A 15,925-nucleotide genomic window follows, 5' to 3' on the forward strand; every position below is an offset into this window, starting at 1 on the left:
TCAACCCGACCATTTCGAACCGGCAGGCAGGATCCACTGCTTCAAATCCGTCGCGGGCAAGGCAATCGACCGTTCCGAATCTACAAAAATGCTTCGTATTTTCTTGAATCCGGCGTCGCTGTGCGACCCGGCCGATTCATGAACGAAAGCACAGCGCGCCCGAAAAGGCACGGAGCGACCTGCATTCTCCATCCCTTTTTGCCGCTTGTGCTACCTGATTTACTTTACGGTGAGGAGCTCTCTCTTTCATCCGGACCAAGCAAAAGCAATGGGTATGCCATAATGTGCAGCCATATTCGATCACATTGAATTAACAATGAAAAGGAGTGTGGCCCGGCAGGGAGAGGGTCCTGATCGTTGGCCGGAGAGACACCAGGCAGCTGAAATAGTGTCTAAAATTTAGACATACCAAGCCAAATCTCGTCACAATGTGTTCAAAAATGCCGGGCACGGTACCTGTTCCAGGCATGACGGAACGAGGAATTCGCTTTGCCGTCGCGCAAGCAGGAGAGCATGATCCCGGGAGACGCGCCGGGCGGTTATTGGACGAGGCGATGATCGCGTTCAAAATTTGTACATTCATGCCTTGCAATTGTCGGGAACGATGATAAGGTGGCCACCTTTCCGGTTGACCTTATGCGGAGATCGAATATGCCTGAGGACACTTCAAAAAGCCCCCAAAGCGCGAAGCCGACGGTGCGGATCATCTGTCTCGACAGCCAGAGAGACCTTTGCCGGCAGACCAAGGCCATCTTCGGGGCAGACGACAATGTGGTCGTCTCATTCGAGAAAAGTTTCGAGAAAGTGCTCGATCTGGTCGAACACGAGGTATGCGATGTCATGCTGGCCACCAGCACCTTGGTCCGCGACGGGCGCATGGACTGGCTGGAATATGTGGAGATGCTGACCGCTAAAAGCCCCTGGACACAGGTTATCTTCCTGATCAAGCCGCGCGAATTGGTGTTGGCGTCCAAGGCCCTGAAGGCCGGATCTTACCATTATGCCAAACTGCCTGTCAGCGACGAAGAGCTCAAGCTGCTCGTCGAAGCCGCCCTAGAAAGTCGACCCAGTGTGGATCCCAACTCGCAGGCCATTCGGCAAAACCGCAAGACGCGCTTCGAGGACATGGTCGGGGTTTCGGCGAACATGAAAAACGTCTATCGAATGATTCGGCAGGCGGCCGCTACGGACATTCCGGTATTGCTGACCGGAGAGACCGGCGTCGGGAAGGATCTGGCGGCCCGAGCCATCCACCAACTCAGTGCCCGGGTCGACAAACCGTTTCAGGTCGTGCACCTCGGGGCCCTGCCTCCGGATCTGGCCGCGAACGAACTCTTCGGCCATGCCAAGGGGGCCTTTACCGGAGCCGGTGAAGCGCGGGCGGGCGCCTTCGAACGGGCCCACGGGGGCACGGTTTTCATGGACGAGATTGCGACGATTGACGATCGGGTTCAGATCAGTCTGCTGAGGTTGATCGAAAGCAAAAGGTTTCACCGCATCGGCGGCAGTCGGACCATCGACGCCGATGTCCGGTTAATCGCGGCCACCAATGAGCCGCTCGAAGATGCCGTTGAGGGCGGGCGGTTCAGAGAAGACCTTTACTACCGACTGGAAGTATTCCAAATCCCCATACCGCCTCTTCGCGACCGCCCCGGCGACATTCCGTTGCTGATACAGGATTTTCTCCAACGCTACAACCGGGATTATGACAAGCGGATCATCGGTCTTTCGCCCGAAACCATGTCGATATTGAATGCCTACGAATGGCCGGGCAATGTCCGCGAGTTAAAAAATGTCATCCACCGCGCGGTGGTGGTTTGTACGGGCGAAGTCATCACGCCCCAACATCTGTCCAAAAGAATCAGACCCGGTGACGGCTCCCGGCGGAATATCATTTTGCCCGTGGGGACCTCCTTCGAAGAAGCCGAGCGGAAACTGCTGGAAAAAACGCTGCAGGCCACCGGAAACAGCCGCCGCTACGCCGCGGCCATTCTGGGGGTCAGCCGGGGCACCCTGTACAACAAAATCAAAAAATACGGTGTGGCAAAAATACATAAACAGGAAAAATAGAATATTTACCTTTTGTTTAAAGATCAGACACTTGAAAGGTCCATTTCGCCGATAGCCAAAACCCTTTGCGATTAATCGCTTCCGTTGCATATAATCTCCAATCCACTCAGATAATAGAAAACTGCTGCGATGCCGGAAGTGTTTCAAACGACATGTGCTGGTATTGTACAATCAAATAACCTTTTCACATCAATGACTTATATTTATAATATGAAATATTTCGACAAAACAGAGGGATACGGCATTAATCTTTTCGCATTCTCATCCAAGGACCCGGGATGATTATATGGCGGCCCTGGAAGAAGCGAGCGTAAGACGGAATATTGACCGTTTTCCAGGTTTTTAGCTGAACTCGTTCAAAAAGGCACAAAGCACTGATGGTTCGAGGTATCGTGACACAAAAAAACCTGCACCGTCGCAACGGTGCAGGAATTGATAGGATTTTGATGGCGGGCCAACCTATTGGGCATTTACATGAACTGGCTTTAGGCAAAAAAAGAGGGCTTGGATTTTTCGTCCAAGCCCTTGATTTTCCTTTGGTAGCGGGGACTGGCAACCAACTGTATCGACCTCTTGTGGTTGCCTGTAACATAACCGCCTCAATTCCTTTCAGAAAAACCATTTCTAAGGGGGGGCAACATGCCTGAAAAAGACCTCCCTTGTTCAAGAAAAATCTATCCGTCTCCTTTTTCTGTAAGGCTAAATCAAGAGGAGCGCGATGAATTAGAAAAAATGGCAGGTGGCCTGCCTTTGGGCACGTATATAAAGGAAAGCCTCTTTGTCAGGCGTCGCATAGGACCATATAGCCGTTAGTCTATAATAATGGTCATTGAGCCTATCTATGATTATTATTGTGGTCATTTTATTTAATTTTCTTGCAAATCTAAGCAATGCCAATTATATTGGTCATTAACAGTTCTTATGACTAATATGTTAGCCATTACAGTTAGGTGTATAGTGAAATGAGAAAAAGAACATATTCAAAATACGCAAAAGAAGCTGCCTTTTTGCTTGGTCAGCAAATCAAACTTGGACGTAAGAAACGCAGGTGGTCCGAGAAAAACCTTGCTGATAGAGCTGGTATTTCAAGAGCGACGCTACAAAAAATAGAATCCGGTGAAATGAGCCCCTCAATTGGGCTGGTATTCGAAACGGCTGCTTTGGTTGGCGTGAATCTTTTTGAGCAAGATAATCAGCGTCTTGAAACCAGTCTTGATCTGACGCAAAGTAAGATTGCTTTGCTACCCAAACGCATCCAGAGTAGGAAAAAGGCTGTAAATGATGACTTCTAAGCAGAAAAACAATGAAGCTTTTGTTTGGATTTGGCTGCCGGGTGCGACAAAGCCTGTTGTTGCCGGAAAGCTTGAGAGCGACAATGGCCTTATCCATTTCAACTATGGTAAAAGCTATCTTGAGCGCATAGGCGATATACCACCTGCCATTCCTATCTATGAGCCGGAATTGCCCTTAAAGCCTGGAATTTTACCTCTTACACAAGGCCTTGAAATGCCAGGTTGCATCCGGGATGCTGCGCCTGATGCATGGGGGCGACGCGTTATAACCAACAAGCAGTTAGGACTAAAAGGAAAGGATACAGATACATCCGAGTTAGATGAGCTAACTTATCTCCTAGAATCCGGTTCCGACCGTATTGGCGCACTTGATTTTCAGAACTCACCCACTGAATATCGTCCACGATCAGCCAATAATGCGACTTTGGAAGAATTGTTGGAATCTGCGGATCGCGTGGAAAAAGGTGTACCTTTAACACCAGAGCTGGATAATGCGTTATTCCATGGAAGCTCTATAGGTGGTGCACGGCCAAAAGCTTTGATCGAAAATCAGGGCACCAAATACATTGCCAAATTTTCGTCCAGCACCGACCTGTATAGTGTCGTTAAGGCAGAATATATCGCTATGAGATTAGCCGCACTTTCCGGTCTGGATGTTGCTCAGGTGAAAATGGTTCAAGCTGCGGGAAAGGACGTCTTGCTTATCGAACGTTTTGATCGAATTCATACCGGTGATGGGTGGGCACGCAAATGCATGGTCTCCGCCCTGACCATGTTTGGCCTTAATGACATGACAGCCCGATACGCCAGCTATGAAGATTTTTCAGAAATTATACGACACCGTTTCACAGAACCCAAGAATACGCTTAAAGAGTTGTATGGCAGGCTGGTATTTAATATTTTGTGTGGAAATACAGATGACCATGCCCGCAACCATGCGGCCTTTTGGGATGGGAAAGTGCTTACCTTAACTCCAGCTTACGATATTTGCCCGCAAGGACGAACGGGGAACGAAGCATCTCAAGCTATGAAAATATCGGGAGAAAACAATCTTAGTCAACTTAAATCCTGCCTTGAGGCGGCTCATCATTTCCTGCTGTCTAATGAAGATGCGATGTCGGTATCTGCACGTATAGAGCATGGTATTCGTAAATATTGGGATTCAGTATGTGAAGAAGCTCAGCTTAGCGAGATAGACAAAAAGCGCCTATGGAATCGTCAATTCCTAAATCCATTCGCTTTTGAAGAATAACTTTTGCCAAAACTTCACATAGGCCCCTGAGGTGGTATAGCCGAAATGGACACTCCGAAAAGCATGAGGTATAAACCATCATCTTTTTGGAGGTGAAAAATGGGTCAGAACGGCAGAGGATTCACAAAGGAATTCAAAGTTGACGCTGTCAAACTGGTCACCGAGCAAGGGTACAAGCTCTCAGAGGCCGCTCGCAACCTTGAGATCGATTCCAGCGTTTTAAGACGCTGGAAGGAACAGATTGAAAAGGAAGGCATGCAGGCCTTTCCCGGCAAGGGGTTCATGACGGCTGAAAAAGAGGAGCTGCACCGGCTTCGCAAAAAGGCCAAGCAGCTTGAGATGGAGCGCGACATATTAAAAAAGGCCAAGGCCTTCTTTGCCAACCTGTCGAAGTGAGATTCGACTTTATCCGGCAGCAAAAGAGGGCCTTCCCTGTCACCGTTTTGTGCAAGGTGATGAGGGTAAGCCGGAGCGGGTTTTACCAGTATTTGAGATATGGCAGTGGGGTCATCATTGATACTGATTTCCTCCTGCTTTCCAGGGTCCGACAGATTCATTCGAACACACGTGGGACCTATGGTTCTCGTCGGATGTCCAAGCAGCTACGGGACGATGGCCATGATGTAGGCCGGTATCGGCCTTAAAGGGACCATGAATTCAATGTCCCTGAAGGATTTGGCTGATAAAACCAGGCGCGGCCTTAGAGGCCGGGTTGAAAAGGGTAAATCCGGCGGCGGTCTGGCCTATTGCTGCAAAGTTGCCCGAAAATTCAATGCCCAAGGTGAAGCCATCAGGGGCGAGCGGGAAATCGATGAGGCTCAGGCCAGGATCGTGCGGCGTATATTCCGGGAATATGCGGTTGAAAACAAATCCCCTAAAGCCATTGCCGCGAGCCTGAATAAAGAAGGCATAGCCTGCCCATCAGGCAAGACATGGGCACAATCGACCATTAATGGTAATCGAAGGCGCGGCACGGAAATCTTGAACAACGATTTACATATAGGTGAGCTGGTCTGGAACCGTCAGCGCTTTATCAAAAAGATTTGTGGGATGCCGCCAAGGGACGGAGGCAAAGGAGCATGTCAGGGGTTTAATCGAAAAAATCGTACTAACTCCAAAAGAAGACGGTCACAAGGAACTCTCAAGCGATCTTTACGGCGATTTAGCCGGACTTTTGAACATTGCTACGGAGGGTGAAGTCATGACGAAAACAGGCGTGCAAAGAAAAAGGCCCGAAAAGGTTGCCGTCAATGACAACATTCTTTTCGAGCCGTCTCTTCAATTGGTAGCGGGGACAGGATTCGAACCTGTGACCTTCGGGTTATGAGCCCGACGAGCTACCAGACTGCTCCACCCCGCATCAAGTAAAGGCCTCTTATAGCGTTTCCGCCTGGTGGCGTCAAGGTGTTTTTTGGGAGGCATCTCCGGCCAAAGCGGTCAGTTTTGCTTTGAGTTCGGATTGTTCTTGGGTCGAGAGGGTTCCCTGCTTGGCGCGGATGCGGACCTGCTTCTGCCGGCTGGTCTGGCCGGCGACGATCTCGATGGTCGATTTGGGGCGGCCCAGGGCCTTGGACAGTACTTCGACACACTGCTTGTTGGCGGCGTTGTCCACGGGCGGGGCGGTGAGGCGGATTTTCAGAGCCTTGTCGTGGAGGCCGATAATACCGGTTTTGGATGCACGTGGCTGCACCGTCACCCAGAAGGTGATGCCCTGTTCGCCGGTCTGGATCTCAAGCATGCGATGTCCCGCTCTGTTTGCGGATGAGTTCGCGGATAAAGGCCGGCGGTCGAATGACGCGGCCTTGGCGGTTGGTGAAGGCGTGGCGGGTGTGGCCGGTGGCGTGAACGGTCAGGTCGTCCTCGCTGGTGATGCGGTAGTCGATCTTCATGCCGGCCTTCATTTCCGTGTCCAGGGTCGAGTGGATGATCAGGACGTCGTCGTAGTGGGCCGGTGTCATGTACTTGCAGTAGGCTTCGGATACGGGCAACAGGATGTCGCGCGATTCGATCTCGCGATAGGGCAGCCCCCAGTCGCGCAACAGCTCGGTGCGCCCGATCTCGAACATGCGCAGGTAGTTGGCGTAGTAGACGTATCCCATGTTGTCCGTATCGCCGTAAATGACACGGTAGCGGGTCTGTCGGGTGAGCATGGGTATCCTTAATTACGAGGCGAGCAGTGCACCGATCTCCTTCTGCAGGGCCTCGTAGTCATGGGTGACGGGAAACTGGGGAAATTCGGCCACGACATTTTCGGGCGGCCGGAAGAGCAGGCCGTGCTCGGCCTGTTCGAGCATGTTGATGTCGTTGTAGGAGTCGCCCATGGCGATCACCTGGAAGTTGAGTCCCTGCAGGGCCTGGACGGTGTGGCGCTTGGCGTCGGGCTGCCGCAGGTGGTAATCGGCGATGGCGCCCTCGGCATCGATGCCCAGCGAGTGGCAGAAGAGGGTGGGCCAGCCGAGCTTGGCCATGAGCGGTTTGGCGAATTCGATGTAGGTATCGGATACGATGATCACCTGGGTCTGGTTGCGCAGCCAGTCGAGGAATTCGACGGCGCCCGCCAATGGGTCCATGGTGTCGATGACGTCGGTGATGTCTTTCAACTTCAGACCGTTTTGCTTCAATATGGCCAGCCGTTTGCGCATCAGGGCATCGTAGTCGGAGATGTCCCGGGTGGTCAGGCGCAGCTCTTCGATGCCGGTTTTGCGGGAGACGTGAATCCAGATCTCGGGCACCAATACACCTTCGAGGTCAGTACAGACGATTTGCATAAGCTTCTCACTGTCGGTTTTCGATGACTGTTTTAGATTTTTTTGATGGCTGCGCTAATGCCGGAAGATCGCTTCACCTATTTCGAGAAAGATTGGCCTACTCAGCAGTCTCGGCGGCCGTGGCGTTTTCATCTTCGATGCGGATCACCACGGGCGCCGGCCCCACCACCTCGAGACGGTCGATTTCGGCCAGGGCTTTCTGGACGTCGGCCTCCCTGGCATGATGGGTGATGATGACAATGGGGACATGGCCGTTGGTTTTGCGGCCCTTTTGCTGCACCGATTTGATGCTGATGCCGTTTTGGCCGAGTATGCCGGCAAGCGCAGCCAATACGCCCGGCCGATCTTCCACGGCAAAGCGGAAGTAGTAGTGGGTGACGATGTCGGTGATCGGCAGGATCGGCATGGTTTTGATCTGATCGGGCTGGTAGGCCATGGAAGGCACGCGGCCGGCGGCGCCATACTGGATGTTGCGCGCCAGATCGACGATATCGCTGACCACGGCGCTGGCCGTGGGCATCATGCCGGCGCCGAAGCCGGAAAGAAAAAGATTCTGCACCGCATGGCCGGTCACCGTGATGGCATTCAGCGAGCCGGAGACATTGGAGAGGATGTTGTCTTCGGGGATCATGGCCGGATGAACCCGCGCCTCGATTTTATCGCCTCGGTTTTTGCAGATGGCGAGCAGTTTGATGCGGTAGCCGAAATCCCGGGCGAACTGGATATCGAGGGGTGTGATCTTGGAGATGCCCTCCACGTAGACATCGTCGAAATTGATCCGCATGCCATTGGCCAGGGCTGCCAGGATGGCGAGCTTGTGGGCCGCGTCCAGGCCTTCGATGTCCAGGGTGGGATCGGCTTCGGCATATCCGTTGGCCTGGGCCTGGGCCAGGGCCTGGTCGAAGGGCAGCCCTTCGTCGGTGATCTTGGTGAGGATGTAGTTGCAGGTGCCGTTGAGAATGCCCACCAGGGCCTGGATTTCGTTGGCTACCAGGGCTTCGCGCAGGGACTTGATGATGGGGATGCACCCGGCCACGCTGGCTTCATAGGCCAGGTCCACCCCGGCTGCCTGTGCCGCCCGGAACAGTTCGTTGCCCTGCTTGGCCAGCAGGGCCTTGTTGGCGGTGACTACGTGTTTGCCCTTTTCGATGGCGGCCGAAATGAACTCCCTGGCCACCGTCAGGCCGCCGATCATTTCGACGACGATGTCGATTTCCGGATCGTTGATGATGGTCCAGGCGTCCTGGATGAAGACGCCGGGCCCGAAGACGATGCCCCGGTCAGTGGTCTGGTCCAGGTCGGCCACATATTTAAGATCCAGCGCAATGCCGGTCCGTTGTTCGATCATGTGTTGCTTTTCAATCAGCAACCGGGCGACACCGGTGCCCACCGTGCCGCATCCTATCATTCCCAGTTTTACGGGGCGCATGGCGAATTACTCCTTATTTATTGACGCAATAGAAGCGCAATTTCGTATAACCGGCCGGGCAAAGTCAATAAAAAAAGGCCTGCAAACCGGTTCGACCGGGTTCCAGCCCGGCGGCGGGTGTAGGGGTGCTGTTGGGATTACATCACCTTCCGGATGCCGCGAATGGCCTGGTTGATGCGCATGTTGTTTTCGATCAGTGCGAAACGCACGTATTCATCCCCATATTCCCCAAAGCCCAAACCCGGAGAGACGGCCACCTGGGCCTCGTTGATGAGAAACTTGGAAAATTCCACCGATCCCATGTGGCTGTACTTGGGCGGAATCTTGGCCCACACGAACATCGTGCCCTTGGGGCTGGGCACGTCCCATCCGGCCCGGTTCAGGCCGGTGATCAGCGTATCGCGGCGCGACCGGTAGGTGTCGACGATTTCGCCCACGCATTCCTGTGGGCCGTTGAGGGCGATGATGGCCGCGATCTGGATCGGTTGGAAAATGCCGTAGTCCAGGTAACTTTTGATGCGCCGTAAGGCGAAGATGATCTCGGGGTTGCCCACGCAGAAGCCGACCCGCCATCCGGCCATGTTGTAGCTCTTGGACATGGAGAAAAATTCCACCCCCACATCTTTGGCGCCCTTGGCCTGCAGGAAACTCGGGGCCTGGTAACCGTCGAACACCAGGTCGGCGTAAGCGAAATCATGGATCACCATGATCTTGTGTTCCTTGGCGAAATCCACCACCCGCTGGAAAAAATCGAGATCCACCACCTCGGTGGTCGGGTTGTGCGGGTAGCTGATGATCAGCAGTTTGGGACGCGGCCAGGACTGCCGGACCGCGTTCATGAGGTTCTCGAAGAAATCCTGGCCCGGCCCCACCGGCACGCCGCGCACATCGCCGCCGGCGATGATGGCCGAGTAGGGATGGATGGGATAGGTGGGGGTAGGGGTGAAGACCACATCGCCCGGCCGGATGGTGACCAGCACCAGGTGCGACATGCCCTCCTTGACCCCGATGGTGACGATGGCTTCTCGGTCCGGGTCGATGGCCACGTCGTATCGCCTTTGGTACCAGGCCGCGATGGCATGGCGCAGCTTGGTGATTCCCATCGAGGCCGAGTAGCGGTGGTTATGAGATTTGCGGACCGCCTCGACCAGTTTGTCGACCACATGGTCGGGGGTGCCCATATCCGGATTGCCCATTCCCAGGTCGATGACATCCTCTCCTCTGCGGCGGGCCTGCATTTTGATTTCGGTGACTTGGGCGAAGACATAAGGCGGCAGCCGGTCCAGACGGGCGAATTCAACCATGGCGTTTCCTTCCGGGTATGATAGTGCTGTCCCATATGGTGATGGGGCGGGCGGTTTTTCTGCGTTTGCGTCCAACCCTATAAAAGCGTGTAGTAAAAGTCAAAAATTTTGTTTTGACTTTTAGGGCCCATCAGTTTATCTATGCAGCTGTTTTTTCAGAGATTGTTTGCAAGCCGCCGAAAATGGCGAAATTTGGTTCAAGATCCTCAGGAGATCCCCATGGACAAACCGTTAACATACAGCGATGCCGGCGTTGACATCGACAAGGCCGACCAACTGGTTCATACGATCAAGAAGATCGCCCAAAAGACCCGGGTACCGGGTGTTATGGGCGAGATCGGCGGCTTCGGCGGGCTCTTTTCCCTCAACACCGCCAACATGGAAAGCCCGGTGTTGGTCAGTTCCACCGACGGGGTGGGCACCAAGCTCAAAATCGCCTTTCTCATGGACAAGCACGACACGGTGGGGATCGACCTGGTGGCCATGTGCGTCAACGATATTATCGTGCAGGGAGCAAAGCCTCTGTTTTTCCTGGACTATTTGGCTACCGGGAAGATCGAGGACGAGAAGCTGACCCAGATCATCGGCGGCGTCGGCGCCGGATGCCAGGAGGCGCACTGTGCCCTGATCGGGGGAGAGACCGCCGAGATGCCGGGGTTTTATGCCGACGGCGAGTACGACCTGGCCGGTTTCGCCGTGGGATTGGTCGACAACAACAAGATCGTGGACGGATCGGAGATCCAGGTCGGCCACCAGATGATCGGCATCGCCTCCAGCGGCCTGCACAGCAACGGCTATTCGCTGGTGCGCAAGATCTGTTTCGATGTGCTCAAGATGGATGTCCACACCCATGTTCCGGACCTGGGCCGGACCCTGGGAGAAGAGCTGCTCACGCCCACGCGGATCTATTCCGAGACCGTGCAACATCTGATCCGCGGGCTGCCGATCCGGGGATTGGCCCATATTACCGGCGGCGGCATCGTCAACAATGTGCTGCGGATCATTCCCAAGGCTTGCGGGATTGCGCTGCACCGCGGCAGTTGGGAAACCCCGCCGATATTCAAGTTTTTGCAGGAGGCGGGCAAGGTGACCGATGACGAGATGCTGCGAGTGTTCAACAACGGGATCGGCATGGTGACCGTCGTTCCCGAAGACGCCGCCCAGGACATCGTCGCCCGCCTGTTGGCCATGAAGGAGAAGGCCTGGGTCATCGGCGAAATCACCGAGAGGGAAAGCGGGGGCGATAGCCGTTTTCGCTGGATGTAGGTGGTCCCCATCCACAGATGGCCAATCGACCTATTTGTGGACGGGTACCAGCTGTTCTGGGAATTTTAATGATACGAAAGCTTTTCGATCTTTTCTCCCGTTTCCTTAAATGGGTGGCCAAGGGTGCGCAAGACCAGCCGCCCTGTCGCAGTTGAGGGCTCCGCAGCGGGGACACCCGGGCGGTGTCCAAACCTCGCAAGTAATCCAGAGCACCCTTCTCCTCGCGCATCCCTCCATCGGCCCAAGGCAGCCAAAGGTGATCAACATGCGTGTCCTCGGTATCGAATCCTCCTGTGATGAAACGGCGGCGGCCATTGTCGAAGACGGGCGCAGGATATTGTCGTCTGCGGTGGCGTCGCAGGTGGCGATTCACCATCCATACGGCGGCGTGGTGCCGGAGTTGGCATCGCGCAAGCACATCGAGGCCGTGGTGCCGGTGGTCGAGCAGGCCATCGGCGATGCCGGGCTCAGGATCGAAGAGATCGATGCCGTGGCCGCCACCCAGGGACCGGGGCTGGTGGGTTGTCTGCTGATCGGTTTTTCCTTTGCCAAAGCCTTTGCCTTTGCACGTGGATTGCCCTGGGTGGGGGTCGATCACCTGGAGGGGCATCTCTATTCGATTCGTCTCGGAGACGATCCGCCTGAATTTCCCTACGTGGCGCTGCTCGCATCCGGCGGTCACACGGGCATCTACCATGTAGCCTCGGAAAACAGCCACGAACTTCTCGGCCAGACCCGTGACGATGCGGCCGGCGAGGCCTATGATAAAGTGGCCAAGATGCTCGGGCTGGGTTATCCGGGCGGTGCAGTCATCGACCACCTGGCCGCCCAGGGCAACGCGGATGCCATTGCCTTTACCCGGCCCTATCTGGAAAAGGATCAATTCGATTTCAGCTTCAGCGGTCTCAAGACGGCGGTCAACCGCTATATCCAGACGCATCCCCAGGCCGCAGAGGAACGGTGCGCCGACATCGCCGCCGCGTTTCAGGAGGCGGTCATGGATGTGCTGGTGCACAAGCTGCTTTACGCAGCCGAGGTCAAAGGGTGTTCGCGGGTGGCCGTGGTGGGCGGTGTGGCGGCCAATCGGCGTTTGAGAGAACGTCTTGCGACAGATGGCGCCGCCCGTTCGCTTGCGGTGCACATGCCACCCATGGCCTTGTGTGGGGACAATGCCGCCATGATCGCGGCGGTGGGATATTATCACCTGGGCAGGGGCGAGCGCACCGATCTCGACGCGGATGTCTATTCGCGCAAGCCCCGGTGTTGAGACATTTGTCGAGTTGTTGTGACTTGTAGGGGGTTTCGACTTTATCGGGCCTGTCGTTTTCCTTTATGGATGGACACTCGGAAGAAATATGACAGAGGCACATCCTAAAAAGAGCGCCCGCAAAACCGGCATGCAGATTTCGCCCTGGGTTATCCTGGGATCGACGGCGATCCTGATCGTCGTGGTAATCGTGCTTGCGATCCAGAAGGCCAATCGGGAGCAGCGCCACATGTCGGAGATCCTCAGCGCCAAGGGCGCGGTGCTCATCCGGGCCGTGGAGGCCGGCACGCGAACCGGAATGATGGGGATGTCCTGGGGCGGGGCCCAGATCCAGCGATTGCTCGAAGAGACCGGCCGGTTGCCGGACGTGCGCTACATGGCTGTCGTGGATCCGGACGGAAAGGCGGTGGCCCACAGCGATCCGGAGATGATCGGCAAACCTTTCGATCAGGGACGCAAGCTGTTGCACCTGGGGTCCGACCTGCAGGAGAATTGGGAGTTGGTCGATCTGGGTGAGGAGGGCCGAGTCTTTGAAGTGCATCGCCCGTTTCGACCCATGTTGGCGGGAAGAGGGCCGGGAAGCACCCGCATGTACGGTATGATGCGGCGTCATGGGACGGTGCCGCCCCAGAATGACGACTGGTTTTCAGCCTCCGATCAGAAACAATTATTGATCGTGGCCGGTCTGGACGTCGAACCCTTCGAAGCGGCCATTCGCGAAGATTTAAATACCACCCTGGTGCTTTCGGTCGTGCTGGTTCTGCTGGGATTTGCGGGTTTCGTCTCTCTATTCTGGATGTACAGCTATCGCGCCACCAAACGCTCCCTTCAGGATGCCAGCGCCTTTGCCGACAAGGTGGTGGCCAGCCTGCCGGTCGGCCTGATCGCCACCGATCAGCAGGGGCGCATCACCTTTTTCAATGCAGCGGCCGAACGCATCACCGGTTTGAAAAGGGAAGAAACGGGCGGCCAACCGGCCGATATGCTGCTGCCTTCGACCCTTTGCGGTTTGAAAGAGTTGCTCGACAGCGGCCAAACGATTGCCGAGCAGGAGATGGAATGCCGTTTTATCAGCGGCCGGACCGTGCCGGTGAGCGTCAGTGCCGCTCGCATCGTCAACGAGCTCGACGCTTATGTCGGGCAGATTCTCATTCTAAGGGACCTGGGCGAGGTGCGCCGCTTGCAGGACGAGGTGCGCCGGCAGGAAAAATTGGCTGCGCTCGGGGGCTTGGCCGCCGGCGTGGCCCATGAAATCCGCAATCCCCTCAGCTCGATCAAGGGGCTGGCCACTTTCTTTTCCGGTCAGTTCGAAGCGGGCAGCGAGGGCCGGGAGGCGGCCGAGGTGATGGTCCAGGAGGTGGATCGCCTGAACCGGGTGATCACCGAGCTGCTCTCCTTCGCCCGTCCGTCGGACATCAAACGGCGGCGGATCGATATCGCGCCCATCGTGACCCGGGCGGTCGGTTTGATTCAGCAGGACGCGGCCAATCAGCGCGTCCAGGTCGAATTGAAAATGGACGATGGGTTGTGCCCGGTCCTCATCGACCCGGACCGCATGGCCCAGTGCTTGCTCAATCTGCTGATCAACGCCATCGAGGCCATGGTCGATGGCGGACAATTGACCGTGCGCTGCGAGCGGGTCGATCCGGGCGAGGTGCGGGTCGCGATCAGCGATACGGGCCAGGGCATGGCACCCGATGAAATGGCTAAAATTTTCGATCCCTACTACACCACCAAGAGCCAGGGCACGGGATTGGGGTTGGCCATCGTGCATAAAATCGTCGAGGCCCACGGAGCGCGGCTCAACGTGGAGAGCGCGCCGGGACGTGGCACGACCTTTCTGCTGCATCTGCCCTGTGCGGATGAGGACAGAACAGCACAGGGAGGGCGTCGCGATGAATAGACGCAACCGGTTACTGATCGTCGACGACGATGCCGGGCACTTGACTACTTTGAAGACCATTTGCCGCAGTTGGAAGTATGAGGTCCTCACGGCCACGGATGGCGGCGAAGCCGTGGCGGCCGTGCGTGCCGAGCCGGTGGATCTGGTACTCATGGACGTGCGTATGGCCCATGTGAGCGGCATCGAGGCGCTCGGGCAGATCAAGGCCTACAATCCAGCCATCCCCGTGATTATCATGACTGCCTATTCGTCGGTCGAATCGGCGGTGGAGGCGCTCAAGGCCGGCGCTTACGACTATCTGATCAAACCCCTCGATTTCGAAGAGCTCAAGATCACCATCGAGCGGGCCTGCGAACATGCCGGCCTCAAGGTCGAAAACGAACGGCTGCGGGCGCAGCTGGCCCTCGATTGGGGGACGAGCCGCATCATCGGCAACAGCCAGGCCATGAAGGATCTCATGGAGATGATCGCCATGGTGGCGCCGTCCGATGCCACGGTGTTGATCACTGGCGAGAGCGGCACCGGCAAGGAACTGGTCGCTCGTTCCCTGCACCTCAACAGTCCGCGCAAGGATCATCCCCTGGTGGTGGTCAACTGTGCGGCCATGGCCGAATCGTTGCTCGAGTCGGAGTTGTTCGGCCACGAAAAGGGCGCCTTCACCGGGGCGGACCGACGCCGTGAGGGCCGTTTCAAACAGGCGGACCGTGGCACCCTGTTTTTGGACGAGATCGGCGAGACATCGCCGGCCATGCAGGCCAAGCTGTTGCGCGTGCTTCAGGAGAAGGAGATTGTGCGCGTGGGCGGCGAAGAGACGCTGCCGGTGGATGTGCGCATTGTGGCCGCCACCAACCGCGACCTGGAAAAAGAGGTGAGCGAAGACCGCTTTCGGGAGGATCTATTCTACCGCCTGAACGTCATCACCCTGAAGGTGCCGCCGCTGCGGGAGCGAAGAGAAGACATCCCGTTGCTGGCCAACCATTTTCTCCACGGATTTGCCGAAAAGAATCGCAAGACGGCCAAAGGTTTCGCTCCGTTGGCCATGGACATGCTGCTCCATTACGATTGGCCCGGCAACGTGCGCGAACTGGAAAATGCGGTGGAGCGCGCCGTGGTCCTGATGACCGGCGAGCACATCACCGAAAAACAACTGCCGCTCAACATCGCCAAAGACTATGCGCAGTCCAAGGAGATCGATCCGACCCCTGCCGTTGCGCCGCCGACCGACGGCACCCGCTCCCTCGAAGAGATCGAGAAAGAGGCAATTCTGGCGACCCTGGCGGCCACCGATGGCAACAAAAGCGAAACCGCCCGGCGCCTGGGCATCACCCGCAAGACCCTGCATAACAAGCTGAAAAATTACGGTATCGGCTAATG

At 56.0% G+C, this 15,925-nt stretch carries 17 protein-coding genes and 1 tRNA gene; 12 read left to right on the top strand and 6 right to left on the bottom strand.

All coding sequences use genetic code 11. From position 1 onward, the window contains the following. Nucleotides 1–651: 651 nt before the first annotated feature. The 8 genes from DFT_RS05675 (at nt 652) to DFT_RS05695 (ending at nt 5,811) form a co-directional block, all read left to right on the top strand. The gene (locus DFT_RS05675) at nt 652–2,070 is read left to right on the top strand and encodes a sigma-54 dependent transcriptional regulator (protein ID WP_054030278.1); all 1,419 of its coding nucleotides are present in this window, start codon (nt 652–654) and stop codon (nt 2,068–2,070) included. Nucleotides 2,071–2,462: 392 nt separating this feature from the next. Beyond that, the gene (locus tag DFT_RS25710; RefSeq protein WP_152971877.1) at nt 2,463–2,717 is read left to right on the top strand and encodes a hypothetical protein; all 255 of its coding nucleotides are present in this window, start codon (nt 2,463–2,465) and stop codon (nt 2,715–2,717) included. Next, the gene (locus DFT_RS26145; protein WP_161807083.1) at nt 2,710–2,883 is read left to right on the top strand and encodes a hypothetical protein; all 174 of its coding nucleotides are present in this window, start codon (nt 2,710–2,712) and stop codon (nt 2,881–2,883) included. The genes DFT_RS25710 and DFT_RS26145 overlap by 8 nt, the downstream gene beginning before the upstream one ends. Before the next feature lie 149 nt (nt 2,884–3,032). After that, nucleotides 3,033–3,362 carry a helix-turn-helix transcriptional regulator gene (locus tag DFT_RS05680; RefSeq protein WP_054030279.1) on the top strand — a complete coding sequence of 110 codons (330 nt, stop codon included), beginning with the start codon at nt 3,033–3,035 and terminating at the stop codon, nt 3,360–3,362. After that, nucleotides 3,349–4,614 carry a type II toxin-antitoxin system HipA family toxin gene (locus DFT_RS05685; RefSeq protein ID WP_200907029.1) on the top strand — a complete coding sequence of 422 codons (1,266 nt, stop codon included), beginning with the start codon at nt 3,349–3,351 and terminating at the stop codon, nt 4,612–4,614. The genes DFT_RS05680 and DFT_RS05685 overlap by 14 nt, the downstream gene beginning before the upstream one ends. A 99-nt stretch (nt 4,615–4,713) precedes the next feature. Then, complete coding sequence (locus DFT_RS05690; RefSeq protein WP_054030281.1) at nt 4,714–5,010, top strand: transposase; 297 nt, start codon at nt 4,714–4,716, stop codon at nt 5,008–5,010. Nucleotides 5,011–5,069: 59 nt separating this feature from the next. Beyond that, complete coding sequence (locus DFT_RS27205; protein ID WP_076750409.1) at nt 5,070–5,258, top strand: IS3 family transposase; 189 nt, start codon at nt 5,070–5,072, stop codon at nt 5,256–5,258. Between the two features lie 16 nt (nt 5,259–5,274). Then, nucleotides 5,275–5,811: a recombinase family protein gene (locus DFT_RS05695; protein ID WP_054030282.1), complete on the top strand. Its 537-nt coding sequence runs from the start codon at nt 5,275–5,277 to the stop codon at nt 5,809–5,811. A gap of 86 nt (nt 5,812–5,897) precedes the next feature. On the opposite strand, the gene DFT_RS05700 is transcribed toward DFT_RS05695, so the two are convergent. The 6 genes from DFT_RS05700 to DFT_RS05725 all read right to left on the bottom strand — a co-directional run bounded on the left by DFT_RS05700 (nt 5,898) and on the right by DFT_RS05725 (nt 10,115). After that, nucleotides 5,898–5,974: transfer RNA gene (locus DFT_RS05700), tRNA-Met, on the bottom strand. Nucleotides 5,975–6,013: 39 nt separating this feature from the next. Then, a complete protein-coding gene (locus DFT_RS05705; protein ID WP_054030283.1) occupies nt 6,014–6,352 on the bottom strand; it encodes a DUF167 domain-containing protein in 339 nt (112 codons plus the stop codon). Continuing rightward, nucleotides 6,345–6,764, bottom strand: a complete 420-nt coding sequence (locus DFT_RS05710; protein ID WP_054030284.1) for an acyl-CoA thioesterase — start codon at nt 6,762–6,764, stop codon at nt 6,345–6,347. The genes DFT_RS05705 and DFT_RS05710 overlap by 8 nt, the downstream gene beginning before the upstream one ends. A gap of 12 nt (nt 6,765–6,776) precedes the next feature. Then, nucleotides 6,777–7,382, bottom strand: coding sequence for a bifunctional phosphoserine phosphatase/homoserine phosphotransferase ThrH (gene thrH / locus DFT_RS05715; protein WP_054030285.1), 606 nt, complete (start codon nt 7,380–7,382; stop codon nt 6,777–6,779). A 97-nt stretch (nt 7,383–7,479) separates the two neighbouring features. After that, entirely contained in the window at nt 7,480–8,811 is a 1,332-nt protein-coding gene (locus DFT_RS05720; RefSeq protein WP_054030286.1) for a homoserine dehydrogenase, read from the bottom strand. Nucleotides 8,812–8,948: 137 nt separating this feature from the next. Then, the gene (locus DFT_RS05725; protein WP_054030287.1) at nt 8,949–10,115 is read right to left on the bottom strand and encodes an aminotransferase class I/II-fold pyridoxal phosphate-dependent enzyme; all 1,167 of its coding nucleotides are present in this window, start codon (nt 10,113–10,115) and stop codon (nt 8,949–8,951) included. A gap of 219 nt (nt 10,116–10,334) precedes the next feature. Here DFT_RS05725 and purM point away from each other — a divergent pair, with 219 nt between their 5' ends. The 4 genes from purM to DFT_RS05745 all read left to right on the top strand — a co-directional run bounded on the left by purM (nt 10,335) and on the right by DFT_RS05745 (nt 15,923). After that, nucleotides 10,335–11,381, top strand: coding sequence for a phosphoribosylformylglycinamidine cyclo-ligase (purM, locus tag DFT_RS05730; protein ID WP_054030288.1), 1,047 nt, complete (start codon nt 10,335–10,337; stop codon nt 11,379–11,381). Between the two features lie 265 nt (nt 11,382–11,646). Next, complete coding sequence (gene tsaD / locus DFT_RS05735) at nt 11,647–12,648, top strand: tRNA (adenosine(37)-N6)-threonylcarbamoyltransferase complex transferase subunit TsaD (protein ID WP_054030289.1); 1,002 nt, start codon at nt 11,647–11,649, stop codon at nt 12,646–12,648. Between the two features lie 88 nt (nt 12,649–12,736). Then, nucleotides 12,737–14,551, top strand: coding sequence for an ATP-binding protein (locus tag DFT_RS05740; protein ID WP_054030290.1), 1,815 nt, complete (start codon nt 12,737–12,739; stop codon nt 14,549–14,551). Beyond that, nucleotides 14,544–15,923 (top strand): sigma-54-dependent transcriptional regulator, encoded by a 1,380-nt coding sequence (locus tag DFT_RS05745; protein ID WP_054030291.1) that lies wholly within the window; start codon nt 14,544–14,546, stop codon nt 15,921–15,923. The genes DFT_RS05740 and DFT_RS05745 overlap by 8 nt, the downstream gene beginning before the upstream one ends. Nucleotides 15,924–15,925 lie beyond the last annotated feature (2 nt).

Origin of the sequence: Desulfatitalea tepidiphila, assembly GCF_001293685.1 — a bacterium.
GTDB classification, from domain to species: domain Bacteria; phylum Desulfobacterota; class Desulfobacteria; order Desulfobacterales; family Desulfosarcinaceae; genus Desulfatitalea; species Desulfatitalea tepidiphila.